Annotated in this window: 13 protein-coding genes; 7 read left to right on the top strand and 6 right to left on the bottom strand. The window is 53.6% G+C overall.

Features of this window, described 5'->3' with window-relative positions; all coding sequences use genetic code 11:
- The first annotated feature begins 94 nt into the window (after window positions 1–94).
- A complete protein-coding gene (locus AB1N33_RS04170) occupies window positions 95–1918 on the top strand; it encodes a DUF885 domain-containing protein (protein ID WP_411270283.1) in 1824 nt (607 codons plus the stop codon).
- Window positions 1919–1967: 49 nt separating this feature from the next.
- On the opposite strand, the gene AB1N33_RS04165 is transcribed toward AB1N33_RS04170, so the two are convergent.
- Window positions 1968–2492 (bottom strand): hypothetical protein, encoded by a 525-nt coding sequence (locus AB1N33_RS04165; protein ID WP_411270282.1) that lies wholly within the window; start codon window positions 2490–2492, stop codon window positions 1968–1970.
- Window positions 2493–2588: 96 nt separating this feature from the next.
- Here AB1N33_RS04165 and AB1N33_RS04160 point away from each other — a divergent pair, with 96 nt between their 5' ends.
- On the top strand, window positions 2589–3884 hold the full coding sequence (locus tag AB1N33_RS04160; RefSeq protein WP_411270281.1) for a hypothetical protein: 1296 nt from the start codon (window positions 2589–2591) through the stop codon (window positions 3882–3884).
- Window positions 3885–3995: 111 nt separating this feature from the next.
- On the opposite strand, the gene AB1N33_RS04155 is transcribed toward AB1N33_RS04160, so the two are convergent.
- On the bottom strand, window positions 3996–4391 hold the full coding sequence (locus AB1N33_RS04155) for a DUF3718 domain-containing protein (protein WP_411270279.1): 396 nt from the start codon (window positions 4389–4391) through the stop codon (window positions 3996–3998).
- Window positions 4392–4529: 138 nt separating this feature from the next.
- Here AB1N33_RS04155 and AB1N33_RS04150 point away from each other — a divergent pair, with 138 nt between their 5' ends.
- Window positions 4530–5078, top strand: a complete 549-nt coding sequence (locus AB1N33_RS04150) for a GNAT family N-acetyltransferase (protein ID WP_411270280.1) — start codon at window positions 4530–4532, stop codon at window positions 5076–5078.
- Between the two features lie 80 nt (window positions 5079–5158).
- Here AB1N33_RS04150 and AB1N33_RS04145 read toward each other — a convergent pair whose 3' ends face one another.
- Window positions 5159–5554: a DUF3718 domain-containing protein gene (locus tag AB1N33_RS04145; protein WP_411270279.1), complete on the bottom strand. Its 396-nt coding sequence runs from the start codon at window positions 5552–5554 to the stop codon at window positions 5159–5161.
- Window positions 5555–5667: 113 nt separating this feature from the next.
- Complete coding sequence (locus AB1N33_RS04140) at window positions 5668–6006, bottom strand: tRNA-binding protein (protein WP_411270278.1); 339 nt, start codon at window positions 6004–6006, stop codon at window positions 5668–5670.
- 145 nt (window positions 6007–6151) lie between these two features.
- Here AB1N33_RS04140 and AB1N33_RS04135 point away from each other — a divergent pair, with 145 nt between their 5' ends.
- The 3 genes from AB1N33_RS04135 (at window position 6152) to AB1N33_RS04125 (ending at window position 7711) form a co-directional block, all read left to right on the top strand.
- The gene (locus tag AB1N33_RS04135; RefSeq protein ID WP_411270277.1) at window positions 6152–7051 is read left to right on the top strand and encodes a DUF808 domain-containing protein; all 900 of its coding nucleotides are present in this window, start codon (window positions 6152–6154) and stop codon (window positions 7049–7051) included.
- Between the two features lie 249 nt (window positions 7052–7300).
- Window positions 7301–7576, top strand: a complete 276-nt coding sequence (locus tag AB1N33_RS04130) for a hypothetical protein (protein WP_411270276.1) — start codon at window positions 7301–7303, stop codon at window positions 7574–7576.
- Between the two features lie 9 nt (window positions 7577–7585).
- Complete coding sequence (locus AB1N33_RS04125) at window positions 7586–7711, top strand: hypothetical protein (RefSeq protein WP_411270275.1); 126 nt, start codon at window positions 7586–7588, stop codon at window positions 7709–7711.
- Between the two features lie 95 nt (window positions 7712–7806).
- Here AB1N33_RS04125 and mrcB read toward each other — a convergent pair whose 3' ends face one another.
- Window positions 7807–10071, bottom strand: a complete 2265-nt coding sequence (mrcB, locus tag AB1N33_RS04120) for a penicillin-binding protein 1B (protein ID WP_411270433.1) — start codon at window positions 10069–10071, stop codon at window positions 7807–7809.
- Window positions 10072–10327: 256 nt separating this feature from the next.
- Between mrcB and AB1N33_RS04115 the strand changes: the two genes are divergently transcribed.
- Window positions 10328–11542: a lytic murein transglycosylase gene (locus tag AB1N33_RS04115; RefSeq protein WP_411270274.1), complete on the top strand. Its 1215-nt coding sequence runs from the start codon at window positions 10328–10330 to the stop codon at window positions 11540–11542.
- Window positions 11543–11628: 86 nt separating this feature from the next.
- Here AB1N33_RS04115 and hrpB read toward each other — a convergent pair whose 3' ends face one another.
- Complete coding sequence (gene hrpB, locus AB1N33_RS04110; protein ID WP_411270273.1) at window positions 11629–14097, bottom strand: ATP-dependent helicase HrpB; 2469 nt, start codon at window positions 14095–14097, stop codon at window positions 11629–11631.
- Between the last annotated feature and the right edge of the window lie 80 nt (window positions 14098–14177).

The following is a 14177-nucleotide window of genomic DNA, read 5'->3' as shown; positions in this document are numbered from 1 at the left end:
TTAGGCAATTCGGCGTTCCCGTTCATCGTGCTTGTATCATCTGCTGGTTACCTGTGGTTATATTAACCTGTAACCATAACAATAAGAGATTAGTATGAAAGGATTTTTTAAGTGGCTGGGACTTGGACTCCTGGTTGTGATTGTGCTTGGCACATCATGGGGAGCACACGAGTGGTATGCCGATAAGCCGTTTTCGCTCAACAACTTCTTAAACCGTACCCTGATTAAAGAGGCGCTGGACTCGCCACAAACGCTGACCTCAATCGGCGTGCTGGAAAAACTCGGGATCACCGAACATAACGCGCACCTGAACGACGCCAGTGAAGCCAGCGGCACCGCCATGTTTGCCCGTCTGAATGCGGCGCGCGAGACCCTGCTTACCTATGACGACGAGAGCCTGACCGAAGAAGAGCGTCTGTCGAAGGAAATTGCGCTCTATTTACTGGATACTGCCAAAGGCTTTGAAACCTACCGTTACCACAGTTATCCGTTCAACCAGATGTCAGGTTCACAAAGCGGTTTCCCCAGTTTTATGGACTCCCAGCACCGCATTACTGACGCAGAAAGTGTCGAACATTACCTGTCCCGTCTTAACGAGTCGCGCCGCTATTACACGCAGGAACTGGAAGGGATGCGCGTTCGTGAGGAAATGGGTATCTATCCACCGAAATTTGTCATCCAGCGCGTAATTGATGAAATGCAGGGGTTTATCGATACGCCCGCTACTGACAACATCCTGTATACCTCACTGGCACGCAAGATGGAGGAGTCTGAAGAGATTAGCGATGATCAGGCGGCTGCCTTTTTGTCACGCGCGGAAGTGGCCATTCAGAATACGGTGTACCCCACCTATCAGATGCTGATTGACTATTTCACGCCATTAAAAGAGGTTGCGGGCACCGACGATGGTATCTGGCACCTGCCGGACGGCGATAAAGTTTATGAGCTGGCGCTGCGCTTTATGACCACAACCGACTACACGGCTGAAGAGATCCACACCATTGGCCTGTCGGAAGTGGCGCGTATCCAGGCCGAGATCCTCAATATACTGGCGGCTGAGGGCTATGATGTCAGTGAAGGTTTCACGGCAGCCATGGACACGCTGGCAGCACAACCCGAATTTTACTATCCGGATACCGACGAGGGCCGGGCGCAGATTCTGGAAGATTACCAGACCATTCTGGACGAGATTAACGCCGGTCTGGGTGACAGCTTTTCGTTGCGTCCTGACGCCGGAATGACCGTAAAACGTATTCCGGAATTCAAGGAAAAAACCGCACCAGGAGCTTATTATGAGCGCCCGTCAATGGATGGATCACGCCCCGGCGTGTTTTACGCCAACCTCTATGACATTAAAGCGACGCCGAAATACGGTATGCGCACGCTGGCATACCATGAGGGGATCCCGGGTCACCATTTCCAGATAGCCATTTCAATGGAGCTGGAAGGCCTGCCCATTTTTCGCACCCTGTCGCCGTTTGTTGCTTACACCGAAGGCTGGGCATTGTATGCAGAATACCTTGCCTGGGAACTGGGCTTCCAGAACGATCCTTATGACAATATTGGTCGCCTTCAGGCCGAACTGTTCCGTGCCGTTCGTCTGGTGGTCGACACCGGTATTCACCATAAACGCTGGACTCGTGAGCAGGCAATTGACTACATGAAGTCAAACACCGGCATTGCCGAGTCTGATGTAGTGTCTGAAATCGAGCGCTATATTGTCATTCCGGGCCAGGCGACCGCTTATAAAGTGGGCATGATGAAAATTCTGGCCGTTCGCGAAAAGGCAAAAGCCGCACTGGGTGACAAGTTCACGCTGGGTGAGTTTCATGATGTGATCCTGAAAAACGGCGCGGTCCCGCTGGATATTATGGAGCGCTTAGTCGACCAGTGGATTGCCGCCGAGCTGGCAGACTAATTACGCCGTTACAACAACATACAACGCCCCGCCTTCACGGGGCGTTTTTTTAATGCTGCGGTTCACGTGAGGGATAAAGACGCACAATACCGGTTTCGCCTTTCATATCGCAGACAATCCAGATTTGTTCAAACGGGTGGTTTGCGGGAACACGAATTCGCGATTTCAGCGCCTCAATACGCTGCCGGTCCCAGCAGGCGTTGGCGTTGCGGATCACCAGCCAGACCCGTTCCGAGTGATAGGACTTTTTCGATTTATTGACCAGGATGCGATGCAGCGCTTCCATCAAACGTTCATCGGTATTGGTCAGGCCCGCCTGCTTTTTCAGTTCGGCTTTGGTTTTAGCCGATAACTCACGCTTTAAAATACGCATGGCGTCGGGTTCACTGCCATACAGATGCGCTATTTCCATGTCCAGACGCTGCCCGTCCAGGTAGCAGGATACATCCGGCTTTTGTGGCTGGTTATGCCAGATATGGCGAATTTCCCGGCCGGTGATGGACTCATACCAGCGCATGAATAATTTTGCGGCCTGATGTTCAAGCACAATTTTTTCTTTCTCGCTGGCATTCATTGTGTCATCTACAGTGTCTGGTGCATGATTAATAAAAAGACGCCCGGTCAGCGCGTTTCTCTGTGAGTACAGTTATATCAAATCAGGACATGAACGGTGAAAAATCCTCTTCCACGCGTTAGCCCGCTGCTGCTTTTTATGGCGCTGTTGTGTGTCACACTGCCGGGCAGGGCAGAACAAATCAACATTGCTATTACCAAAACCACGGTGGGTGACTGGCTGGTCACCTATCTGTCCGATGCGCCGGTAACCCAACTGACTTTCGTCAGAAACCCTGACAAATCCCGTCAGCGTCGCTGGACATCGCTGTCACCGGACATGATGATTGACTATCACGAGGGCAGCGAAATCATTCGGCGACGTGACAGGGCGCCCTTCGATAACGCGTCGTTTATTCTGGATGCCAGTTATCATCCGCTGGCAAAAGAGTACGCCCCGTTTTCGCCGTTCTCCGATGGCGGTATGCTGTTTCACAGTGGTCGCTTTTTTGTCTGTGCCGACACCTGCGATGACCGTCACGCCCGCTGGCAGATGATGGTAACCGCCCCGGTGCAGGACAACATCATTGTGGGCGGTAAGATCTATAACGCCAGAGTGCAGTGGACCGATGCCGCAAACGGACAAAAAATTTATGTTGGGCCGGCGGCCCCCGTCAGCGACACGCACTTTATCAGTATCATCGACAGCACGCTTCCCCCGGCTCTGCACGAGAGTATTCGTACACAGCTACCCCTGCTTGTCGGCTTCTTTGCCGGTCATCTGGGTGCGCTCAATTATCGTCCCGCCTTGTTTGCCTCATACCATGACCGTGAAAATGGGCAGTATGGCAATCAGGGAGGCACCCTGCCAGGTCAGATTTTTATGCACTGGTACGGCTATAAGTCTATTCATCCCTTTGACAGCCAGGCTACCTTCTGGTTTTTTGCGCATGAGGTAGCACACTTGTTTCAGCGTGAAGCAAGTCAGATAAATGCGCCTGAAGAGGCGTGGGTTCATGAAGGGGCGGCCGACCTGTTCGCCGGACTGGCCTCAGATCCCGCTTACCTGCAAACCCGCGTGGCAACCGCGCAGGCCGACTGCGCCAGGGACACACAAGGCCAGACAGTCTATGCCGACGCCGCCAGAGCACGCCCTTCGGTGCATTACAGTTGCGGTTTGCTCATGATGTATCAGATTGACCGGGCAGTCAGACAGCATCATGACCTGACCATTTTTACGCTCTGGCAACGGTTCACCGAAAAAGTCAGGCGGGGTCAACCCGCATCGGCGCGCTCGTTTTTAGCGGTTGCCACACCGTATCTGCCGGCAGCACTCAACGCTGCGTTAACGCGTCTTACAGAGAAAGGGATATGGGATATCGCAGACTGGCGGCTTGAAAATGAAAGGCTATAACGTAATTTTCAGGCGCCCAAAAAAGGTGTAGCCCCTTGCGGGGCTACGATGTGGAGGTGTCTCCACTACCATGTTGAAATGGTCACATGGTGTTGCTGTAAGGCCCTGGCCTTAGATGCGTGAGCTTAGCTCCGCCGCAATCGGGCTTGATTCCAGGCCCTGTTCAGCAATCCATGCCTGAAGTGTTTTTCCGTCAGCTTCTGCGGTTTCCAGGTCACGGCTTGGCATTTTCTTAACCAGCAGTGTGCCTGCTTCTACTGCGTTGTTCTTAATCGCAGTGCGGATAAGGCTGTCGCCACCGCAAGAAATCGCTGAGTAGTAGTCGTGCAGCTTAAGACGGTAATCAGATTCTACCGCACGCAGCTTTTTGCGAAGCTCGCCTTTGTCATCTGCCTGAACGATAGTACAGATGTTTGCCAGTGCTTCGTTAACGTCTGCACTTGCAGTTGAAGAGAAAGCAAAAGATGCCGCGGTTACAATCAGTGAAGTTTTAACAATTTTCAACATGGTTAAATACTCTTTAGTGGTTATCAACATGGTACGGCGCCATTAAACGGCGATTCCGTATGCAGATAAATCCCAAAGATGATACTCAGGTATATGAACTGATAACCTGATTTAACCTTAGGACAACAGGGAGCCCTTATGAGCATCAGAGAAGCGACTGAGTCTGACTGGGATGCGATCTGGCCAGTCTTTCACAGCATCGCCCGTGAAGGGACCACCTACGGTTTTGACCGAGACATCACCTATGAAGACGGGAAGCGTGTGTGGCTGACGCTGCCAGAATACACCTTTGTCTACGAACAGGACGGCAAAGTGCTGGGTACCTATTACCTGAAAACCAATCATCAGGGGCCGGGACGTCATGTCTGTAACTGTGGCTACATGGTGGCGGGCGCCGCACGGGGACAAGGCATTGCGACCCGGTTATGTATTCATTCTCAGAACGTTGCCGTGCAGTCGGGTTACAAAGCCATGCAGTTTAATTTTGTAGCGTCCAGTAATTCCGGCGCTGTTCGCCTGTGGCAGTCGCTGGGCTTTGATATTGTGGGCAGACTACCCAACGCGTTTCTTCATCCGCAACAGGGCTATATTGACGCGTTAGTGATGTACAAGTGGCTGGCAAACCAGGAAGAGAACGAGGACGCTGCAGATCGGGGCCAGATTTTCAGGCGCCCAAAAAAGGTGTAGCCCCTTGCGGGGCTACGATGTGGAGGTGTCTCCACTACCATGTTGAAATGGTCACATGGTGTTGCTGTAAGGCCCTGGCCTTAGATGCGTGAGCTTAGCTCCGCCGCAATCGGGCTTGATTCCAGGCCCTGTTCAGCAATCCATGCCTGAAGTGTTTTTCCGTCAGCTTCTGCTGTTTCCAGGTCACGGCTTGGCATTTTCTTAACCAGCAGTGTGCCTGCTTCTACTGCGTTGTTCTTAATCGCAGTGCGGATAAGGCTGTCGCCACCGCAAGAAATCGCTGAGTAGTAGTCGTGCAGCTTAAGACGGTAATCAGATTCTACCGCACGCAGCTTTTTGCGAAGCTCGCCTTTGTCATCTGCCTGAACGATAGTACAGATATTTGCCAGTGCTTCGTTAACGTCTGCACTTGCAGTTGAAGAGAAAGCAAAAGATGCCGCGGTTACAATCAGTGAAGTTTTAACAATTTTCAACATGGTTAAATACTCTTTAGTGGTTATCAACATGGTACGGCGCCATTAAACGTCGATTCCGTATGCAGATAAATCCCAAAGATGATACTCAGGTATGTGAATCAATACCGACTGTATCAGCCCAGCCGCGCACCGTTATGCACAGGCTGGTCAGGGCTGAGCAGCACCACGTGGTTGTCTTTATTGTAAAAGCCGGTCACCAGACATTCCGACATGAACGGCCCAATCTGTTTTCGCGGGAAGTTGACCACGCCAAGGATTTGCCGCCCAATCAGCTCCTCCATGGAATAGAGATCGGTGATCTGCGCACTGGATTTCCGGATACCGATTTCATCGCCAAAGTCGACAACCAGCTTATACGCAGGTCTGCGTGCCTCTGGAAACGGCTGGACATCGATAATGGTGCCCGCCCGCATGTCTATTTTGGTGAAGTCGTCCCAGCTAATTGTGCTCATGGTTATACCTTATTAAGTGAAAACGCCATTGATACTGCCAGCAATACCAGAAAACACCCGTCAGATAAACCTGCATCCCCGTTTGCGTTCACACGCTATCAGCGCGTATTCTGACGGTTCTTTTTTTGAATACGGGATTAGTAACATGGCAGCCGCCAACCTTCTTGCCTTACTCGACGATATCGCCATGATGATGGACGACATTGCCACCATGTCGAAAGTTGCCACAAAGAAAACTGCCGGTGTGCTGGGTGACGACCTGGCACTGAACGCCGATCAGGTCAGAGGCGTCAGTGCCGAACGCGAACTCCCGGTTGTCTGGGCGGTCGCGAAAGGCTCATTCCTGAATAAACTGATTCTGGTGCCCTCGGCATTGGCCATCACGGCACTACTGCCGGTGATGATTGTAGTACTGCTGGTATTGGGCGGCCTGTATCTGTGTTTCGAAGGAGCAGAAAAAGTGCTGCACCGCTTTTTGCCGCATCACACCGAGGAAGAAAAACAAAAGAAACTGGCTGAGCTCGCAGATGACAAGGTCGACATCGTTGCGATGGAGCAGCAAAAAATCAAAGGCGCTATCCGCACGGATTTTATTCTGAGCGCCGAAATTATCGTGATTGCCCTGGGCACGGTGGCCGATATGACGCTGATGACCCAGGTTGGCGTGTTAAGCGCAATCAGCGTGCTGTTTACCATTGGCGTTTATGGCCTGGTTGCGGCACTGGTGAAAATGGACGACGCAGGCCTGTATCTGTTACGTGCGTCGGTAAACGGAGGCGGCAAGCCAGTGTTGCGCGTAATGGGACGCAGCCTGCTGGTTGCTGCACCGGCATTAATGAAGATACTGGCGCTGGCCGGCACCATTGCGATGTTTCTGGTCGGGGGCGGCCTGCTGTCTCACAATATTCCTGTGATTCATCACCTGCTGGCGTTCGCCAGTGACAGCCTGATGCTGTCACTGCTTGCTGACGCCGCGCTCGGATTCATCGCCGGTAGTCTGCTGGTGGGTGCTGTCACGCTGATTCAGCGGATGCGTCGTCACTAATCTGCCCAGCGGGTTGGTCAATATGACCAACCCGCTTGCGCTTTTCACCACTTTTTAATCACCCCATCATTCTCCTTCTCGCCACACCGCACTTGAAATAAAAATAATTCATTACAATTCAATAAGATAAAAAATAATTTCATACTGGCACGCGTCTCGCTAAACCTTCTTTGTCTTTATCACGACTTAACTGATAACTGCCACGCAGTATTCACAAGTGCAGTTTTAAACGATTTTCAGGAGATTATTATGCGAGTTTTTCGTCACACTTTAACTGCACTGGTACTGAGCGTTGCATTTACCGCGGTTGCTTTTGCCGGTGACAAGCCGGAAGCGGCGCTGTCAAAAGATGTTGATAACATGGTGCTTAACGCCGCTTCGGCTACGAAGCAGTCACTGATGCTGGATGTCAGCTTCGATGTCATGGAGTCAAGCCAGATGGATGAGGCCGATAACGCCGCCCTGGTTGCTGATGTCGCGGGCAAACAAGTGACCCGCACCATTGTAGATAACAACGACGCATAAGGTGTCGCCATGTTGTCGCCCTTAGCACTGCTTATTCTCGCATTCGGCCCGGTCTTGTCGTTCGTGGCCAGTGCACTGATTGTCAGCACGCTGCGTGTTGTGCTGCAAAGACGGTTTCCAACCTTGCTCCCATAGGGCCTTCCCCTCAGGAGAAAGATGACAGGTCTACATCACTTAATTCGCATCGACAACGTTTTTAGTGATCTGCCATTGCTCTTCTGAGGGGCTTTTTAATTGCCAAACAACCTTTCCCACCAGCTCTTTTTCTTTGCCTTTTCAGGCGTATTCGGTGTTGGAGTATTACGTCCGCAGGTACTGGCCGGGGGCGGTAGCACATCCAAAATGGCAGGAACACTCAGACTGCCCGGACAGCCAGCCTGAACCACACGTCCGTTCGCCGGAACAAAATGCGCAATCCCGAGTCCCTCCGGGAACCGGCGTGACAGCGACTTCGGTGACTGTGACTTCTGATAATTAATAAACACCGGGAGCCCTCCTCCGGCACCGGTGAGGTTAACCGGCTGGTTGTCATCATTGCCGACCCAGACTGTGATCACATTATTGCGGTCAAAACCACTGAACCAGCTGTCCCGGTAATCATCGGTAGTGCCGGTTTTCCCGCCCATGTTAACCGAAGGGAAGGTAGCGCCAACACGTTTTGCCGTGCCCTCACGCGTTACCTTATAGAGGGCATAGTTGAGCAGGTATGTCGCGGCCGGGTCTGCCCGCTCAGAGAAGAACTCTGCTTTTTTCCATAACAGGTTGTTGTTGGACGTAGTCACATCCGTCACCGTATGAAGCGGAATATAGCGGCCTTCGTTAGACATCGTCTGGTACATCTGATTGACGTCAAACGGGGTCAGCGACAAGGCCCCCAGCGTCATTGACGGCACGGTCGGAATATCAGATTGGATCCCCAGCGCATGCAGGGTTTCAGCAATATTCTCCAGCCCCAGCGCCATGCCCAGGTTCACCGTCGGTACGTTCAGCGAATGGGTCAGCGCCTCAATCAACGGCACCTGACCACGGAACGTTTTGTCGGCGTTCTGTGGTGACCACAATTTCCCGCCGGTACTTTTTAAGGTAATCGGTTTATCCGCCAGCGGCGTCGCCAGGTTATAACTTACCGGATCCTGTAATGCGGTCAGGTACACCGCCGGCTTTATCAGCGAGCCCACCTGACGGCGCGCATCCAGCGCACGGTTAAACCCTTTGAACGTGTAATCACGCCCGCCCACAATAGCCCGAACTTCGCCACTGGCAATATCAGTAATCACCATAGCCCCCTGAAGTGGCACTTCCCGGTCTGACTGCAGGCCGTCGAGGGTTTGCGATAGTGCAGCCTCGGCGCGGCGCTGGGCAACGATATCCAGCGTAGTAAACACCCGCACTCCTGAATCCCGCAATGACGGATCGGCCAGAATTTCCTGCAGCTCACGGCGAACCTGATCCATAAAGGCCGGATGCTTACCGCTGGCAAGACTGGCCCCGCTGGCCAGATTCAGCGGCTGATTGATGTACTGTTCATACTCATCACGGCCAATGTCGTTTTCTTCAAATAACAACCGCAGCACCAGGTCACGCCGCTCTTTAACACGTTCCGGATAACGCCGCGGATTGTAGTATGACGGGCCTTTGATCATGGCCACCAGCGTGGCAATTTCCGGTGTGTTAAGTTCATTAGCGGGCCGGTCAAAATAAAAGTAACTGGCCAGCCCGAAGCCATGCACAGCCATGTCACCATTCTGGCCAAGAAATACTTCGTTCAGGTATGCCTGCAGGATCTCACTTTTGCTGTAGCGGGCATCAATAATGATTGCCATCAGCGCTTCTTTCGCTTTTCGCACCAGTGAGCGCTCGCGCGACAGAAACATGTTTTTTACCAACTGCTGGGTAAGCGTGCTGCCGCCCTGCACGGTGCGGCCTGCCGCAATATTTGCCATCAGGGCACGGATGATGGATAGCGGCGCCACCCCGTGGTGGTCATAAAAGTCGCGGTCTTCCACCAGCGTCAGCGCTTTCGGCAACATGGCAGGCACCGTATCAAGAGATACGAGCATGCGGTCTTCCCGGCTGCTGCTGACCATACGCGTTACCAGCCAGGGTTCCAGTCTGATTTCACCAACGGACTGAGCCTGCGAGTGGTCCTGAATCGAACTTATTCGATCATTGCTCCAGCGTATCTCCAGATGGCGCAGCGGTTCGCGTCCGTCGGGGAACTGGAACGCCCGGCGCTGCACTGTTAATACGCCTGGCTGATAGCTGAACTCACCGCTGCTGTCAGCACGGTTTACCCGTCGGTAACCCAGCAAATCCAGTTCATCAAGCACTTCTTTCGGGGTGATTTCCAGGCCCTTTAAGAGCACCATAGGGCGGGCATAAATTTGCGCGGGCACTTCCCATTTGTTGCCGGTAAAAGCGTGTTTTATTTGTGCGTCCAGATAAAACATGTAGGCCAGCAAAACAATGCCGCCCACAAGAAAAAGCTTGCCCAAAAGGCGCCACCAGCTAAATCCGGTCTTTTTCTTCGCTTTACTATTTTTGTTTGCCACGCCGTCGCCATGTCACTGAGGAATTGCTCTGATTTTGCGGGTTTCGTTGCGTAATTGCCAGTGTCGGACCAGGCAAAGCCGCATCAACTGCGCATATTTCAACCACTGGACCGAACACCGGATTGCCGTTGAAATTTTCTCGCCACATGAAGCGCCGATGCGTTAGCATGGTCTTTCGGCAACCAGAGTCTTTATTATCATGATATTTTTTCGTTCTTTTTTTCTCTCTTCAGTGACCTGTGGCCTGTTGCTGTCATCGTTTCATGCCTCGGCCGACAATTTCGAACAATGTAAAACCCGACTGACCCAACAGGCGGTAGAAAAAGGTATTGATGAGCAGACAGCCACTGACGTCATCAGTCGCCTGCGCTATCAGCCCCGTGTGATTGAGCTCGACCGCAGCCAGCCAGAGTTTGTACAAACCTTTCCCGGGTATTTCAGCAAACGGGTAACCGACTGGCGGGTACAAAAAGGCCAGGCGATGTATGAAAAACACCGTGAACTGCTCAACGCTTTGAATGACAGGTTCGGTATTCCACCACACTACCTGCTGGCATTCTGGGGGCTGGAGACCAATTTTGGTGCCTATAAAGGGAAAATGCCGGTGCTTGACTCGCTGGCGACACTGGCATGCGATGAGCGTCGTAGCGCTTATTTTACTGATGAACTGCTGGTTGCCATCGAATTGCTGATCCGTGAATCCCTGCCACAGGATGCGATGATTGGCTCATGGGCAGGTGCGATGGGACACACGCAGTTTATGCCCTCTGCGTATGCTCATTATGCGATTGATGGTGACGGCGACGGCAACATTAACCTGTGGGACAGTGAGCCTGATGCCCTGTCATCGGCGGCCAATTTTCTTGCCGGGCTGGGCTGGAAGCCGGGCTTTCGCTGGGGCCGTGAAATTATCCTGCCTGAGCAGTTTGATTATCGGTTATCAGGGTATGCGCAGCGACGCACGGTCACCGAATGGAACGCACTGGGAGTAAAGAAAGCCAGTGGGGAGGCGCTGGGTAACGCCGATATTGAAGGTTATGTGCTGGTTCCTGCCGGGCATAACGGACCCGCGTTTCTTGCTTATCATAATTTCCGCGTGATCATGCGCTGGAACAACTCTGAGTTTTACGCCATTTCAGTCGGTCATCTGGCTGACCGGATTGCGGGTGCCGCAGGCCTGCACGCACCGCTGCCTGACCTGCCGGCGTACAGTCGTAACGATATTATTGCGCTGCAAAACCGGCTTAATGCCCTGGGGTACGACGTTGGTGTTGCAGACGGCATCATCGGCCCTGCAACCCGTCAGGGAATTCGCGCCTATCAGATGGCCAACGACATGGTTGCCGACGGCTTTCCTGGTCTGGCTCTGATGGAAAATGTCGGGGTCACGCTCAGCCCGTCCTCATCCAGTTAACGAACTGGCCCTGTTGGCGAGGGGGATGGTATCGGCTTGTTACTTCACGCCGCCCCCCACCCCCGGGGGCCCGACTTCAGCATCCATTACATGTTCTTTTTTGTACGCGTCGTGGGCGTCGCGGTTGCCGGATCATCCGGCCAGAAGTGTTTCGGGTATCGCCCCTTCATTTCTTTTTGGATCTCCCGGTAACTCCCTGCCCAGAAACGCGGCAGATCTGAGGTGGTCTGTAACGGGCGGCCAGCCGGAGACAACAGCTCAATAGCCACTGCAATGCGGCCGTTTGCCAGCGTTACCGGACTGTTCAGCCCATACATTTCCTGCATTTTTACTGACAGGGTGACCGGCCCATGCTCCTGATAGGTCAGCGGTACGCTGCGGCCGGTAGGGATGGTAATCGAGTCCGGCAACATGTCTGTCAGCGTCTGCTGCGCCGGCCAGGGGAGTGCCTGACTCAGCAGATTCAGCCACGGCAGCGTTTCAAGATCGCGCCACTTGCGGCACTTTCCAAGCAGCGGCATTAATGACGCACGCAACGATAGCAACAGCCCGTCTAACGACCGGGGCCAGTCAATGTCTTCACCCTTGCTGGTTGTAAGCTGGTATTGCGCCGCAAGCGTCACCCTTAACCACCATTGCCAGGCAGCAGCTCCCAGCGGCCAGGCTGATGCCGGCCGTGTCGTCAGTAACGTAAACCAGGCCCGGGCCACACTGTCATCATCTACCACACTGACCGGCTCAGCGGTAATATCAATCTCACCGAAGCCGGTAACCCGACGGGCTTCCATTGCCTGCCGTTCGGGATTGTAACGCACCACATCACGGGCACTGAATGCGTCGGGAAAGAGCGATGTCAGCGTGCGCTGGTCGACAGGCTCAGCCAGCCGTATCAGAATATCCTCCCCCAGCTGCTGTCCGCTGAGTACTGCCAGCCATTGTGGCGGCGTGCTAAGCGCGGCAGTGGCGCCACGCCCAACGGCCAGCTTATAACCATTGCCACGGCGATAGGCAACCCGATCCGGATACGCCAGTGCCGTGCAGGCGGCCAGCGCGTCTGAAGAAAGCGTTTCAGGTTTGAGCGCGTGCCTGTCAATACCCACATACCGGGCAAATCGTGACGCCTGAAATACCAGGCGTGAGCGCTGTGCGCTGTCGAGGTGCTTAATCGCGTCACTGATAAGGATGTGGGTACCGGTGCGGATACTCTCTTCTGCCAGCGCAACAATAAATGGCGCGGCCAGCTGGTAGTCCGGATTTTTTAACCGTGCCACGGCGAGCAACATGGCCGCCAGTCGGGGATGGCATGGCATGGCTGCGATGTCCCTGCCATGCTGGGTTAACCGGTTGTCTTCACTGACTGCACCAAGCTGCCGCAGCATTTGCCAGGCCACCTCAATCTGCACCGGCTCGGGTTGCGTCAGCAAGGCCAGCTCAGAGAGTTCACAGCCCCAGGCCAGACTATCCAGCAGTAGCGGTGAAATGTCCTCGGTAAGGATTTGTGGCGGCGTATAGGCGGCTAGTCTGTCGTGCCCTTCCTGTGACCACAACCGGTAACAATGTCCTTCACTGACCCGTCCTGCACGTCCGGTACGTTGTGTGGCGGATGCCTGGGATATACGCTGCTGCGTCAACGATGTCATGCCGGTAACCGGGTAAAACCGGGCGTGATTTTCCAGTCCACTGTCTATCACCACATGGATCCCTTCGATGGTCAGACTGGTTTCTGCAATATTGGTGGCAAGAATGATTTTTCTGCGCCCGTCAGGATCCGGCCGTATTGCCGCATCCTGCTTGTCTGCCGACAACGCCCCGTACAAATGATGCACCGCCAGATCTGTCTTTGCGACAAAGGTACTGATAAGCCTGTCTGCCTGACTGATCATTCCTCTGCCAGGGAGAAACACCAGCACATCGCCCTCATGTGTTGCAATCACATACTTCACCACCGACGCCACTTTTTCGGGCACCTGTCCGGCAGGTACGTCTCCGGTGTAATGCACGGTGACAGGAAAGCTGCGCCCTTCGGTCGTCAGCACACGGGCACCTGGCATCAGTGCTTTCACTGCCTCAAGGTCAAGCGTTGCAGACATGATAATCAGGCGCAGATCATCGCGCAGTGCCTGCTGAGTATCGAGTGCCAGCGCAAGTCCGAAGTCACTGTGAATACTGCGCTCATGAAATTCATCAAACACAATGGCACTGATCCCGGTCAGTTCCGGGTCCTGCTGAATCAGCCTGGCCAGTATGCCTTCGGTGATGATTTCAAGGCGGGTATCCCGACTGACTTTCGCTTCTCCACGAATGCGGTAGCCGACAGTCTGCCCCACCTGCTCTCCCCGCAATGACGCCAGATAACCAGCAAGATTGCGCACCACAACCCGGCGCGGCTGCATCAGCAGTATTTTGCCGGGCAACACATCAAGCAGCGCCAGCGGTAATGCCGTCGACTTTCCTGCGCCGGGCGGAGCACCAATGATCACGTTACCGGATTTCACAGCCTGCGACAGGTCAGGGATCAGTGATGCGGCGGGAAGGTGTGACAACAATTCAGACATGCAGTGGCGTAATGACATCATCAGGAAAAAAGATTGGTACAGTTTACCTGATTTAAGCCAGTGAACCCCAGAGGGCGTGG

This window comes from Alteromonas nitratireducens (genome assembly GCF_040812025.1).
Lineage (GTDB): Bacteria > Pseudomonadota > Gammaproteobacteria > Enterobacterales > Alteromonadaceae > Alteromonas > Alteromonas nitratireducens.
The sequence above is the reverse complement of the archived record's forward strand: the minus strand, read 5'-3'. Positions and strand labels throughout refer to the sequence as shown.

Coding starts and splice junctions, on each gene's coding strand:
- AB1N33_RS04170 (WP_411270283.1), top strand. CDS start 95: ATGAAAGGATTTTTTAAGTGGCTGGGACTTGGACTCCTGGTTGTGATT.
- AB1N33_RS04165 (WP_411270282.1), bottom strand. CDS start 2,492: ATGAATGCCAGCGAGAAAGAAAAAATTGTGCTTGAACATCAGGCCGCA.
- AB1N33_RS04155 (WP_411270279.1), bottom strand. CDS start 4,391: ATGTTGAAAATTGTTAAAACTTCACTGATTGTAACCGCGGCATCTTTT.
- AB1N33_RS04150 (WP_411270280.1), top strand. CDS start 4,530: ATGAGCATCAGAGAAGCGACTGAGTCTGACTGGGATGCGATCTGGCCA.
- AB1N33_RS04145 (WP_411270279.1), bottom strand. CDS start 5,554: ATGTTGAAAATTGTTAAAACTTCACTGATTGTAACCGCGGCATCTTTT.
- AB1N33_RS04140 (WP_411270278.1), bottom strand. CDS start 6,006: ATGAGCACAATTAGCTGGGACGACTTCACCAAAATAGACATGCGGGCG.
- AB1N33_RS04135 (WP_411270277.1), top strand. CDS start 6,152: ATGGCAGCCGCCAACCTTCTTGCCTTACTCGACGATATCGCCATGATG.
- AB1N33_RS04130 (WP_411270276.1), top strand. CDS start 7,301: ATGCGAGTTTTTCGTCACACTTTAACTGCACTGGTACTGAGCGTTGCA.
- AB1N33_RS04125 (WP_411270275.1), top strand. CDS start 7,586: ATGTTGTCGCCCTTAGCACTGCTTATTCTCGCATTCGGCCCGGTCTTG.
- AB1N33_RS04115 (WP_411270274.1), top strand. CDS start 10,328: ATGATATTTTTTCGTTCTTTTTTTCTCTCTTCAGTGACCTGTGGCCTG.
- hrpB (WP_411270273.1), bottom strand. CDS start 14,097: ATGTCTGAATTGTTGTCACACCTTCCCGCCGCATCACTGATCCCTGAC.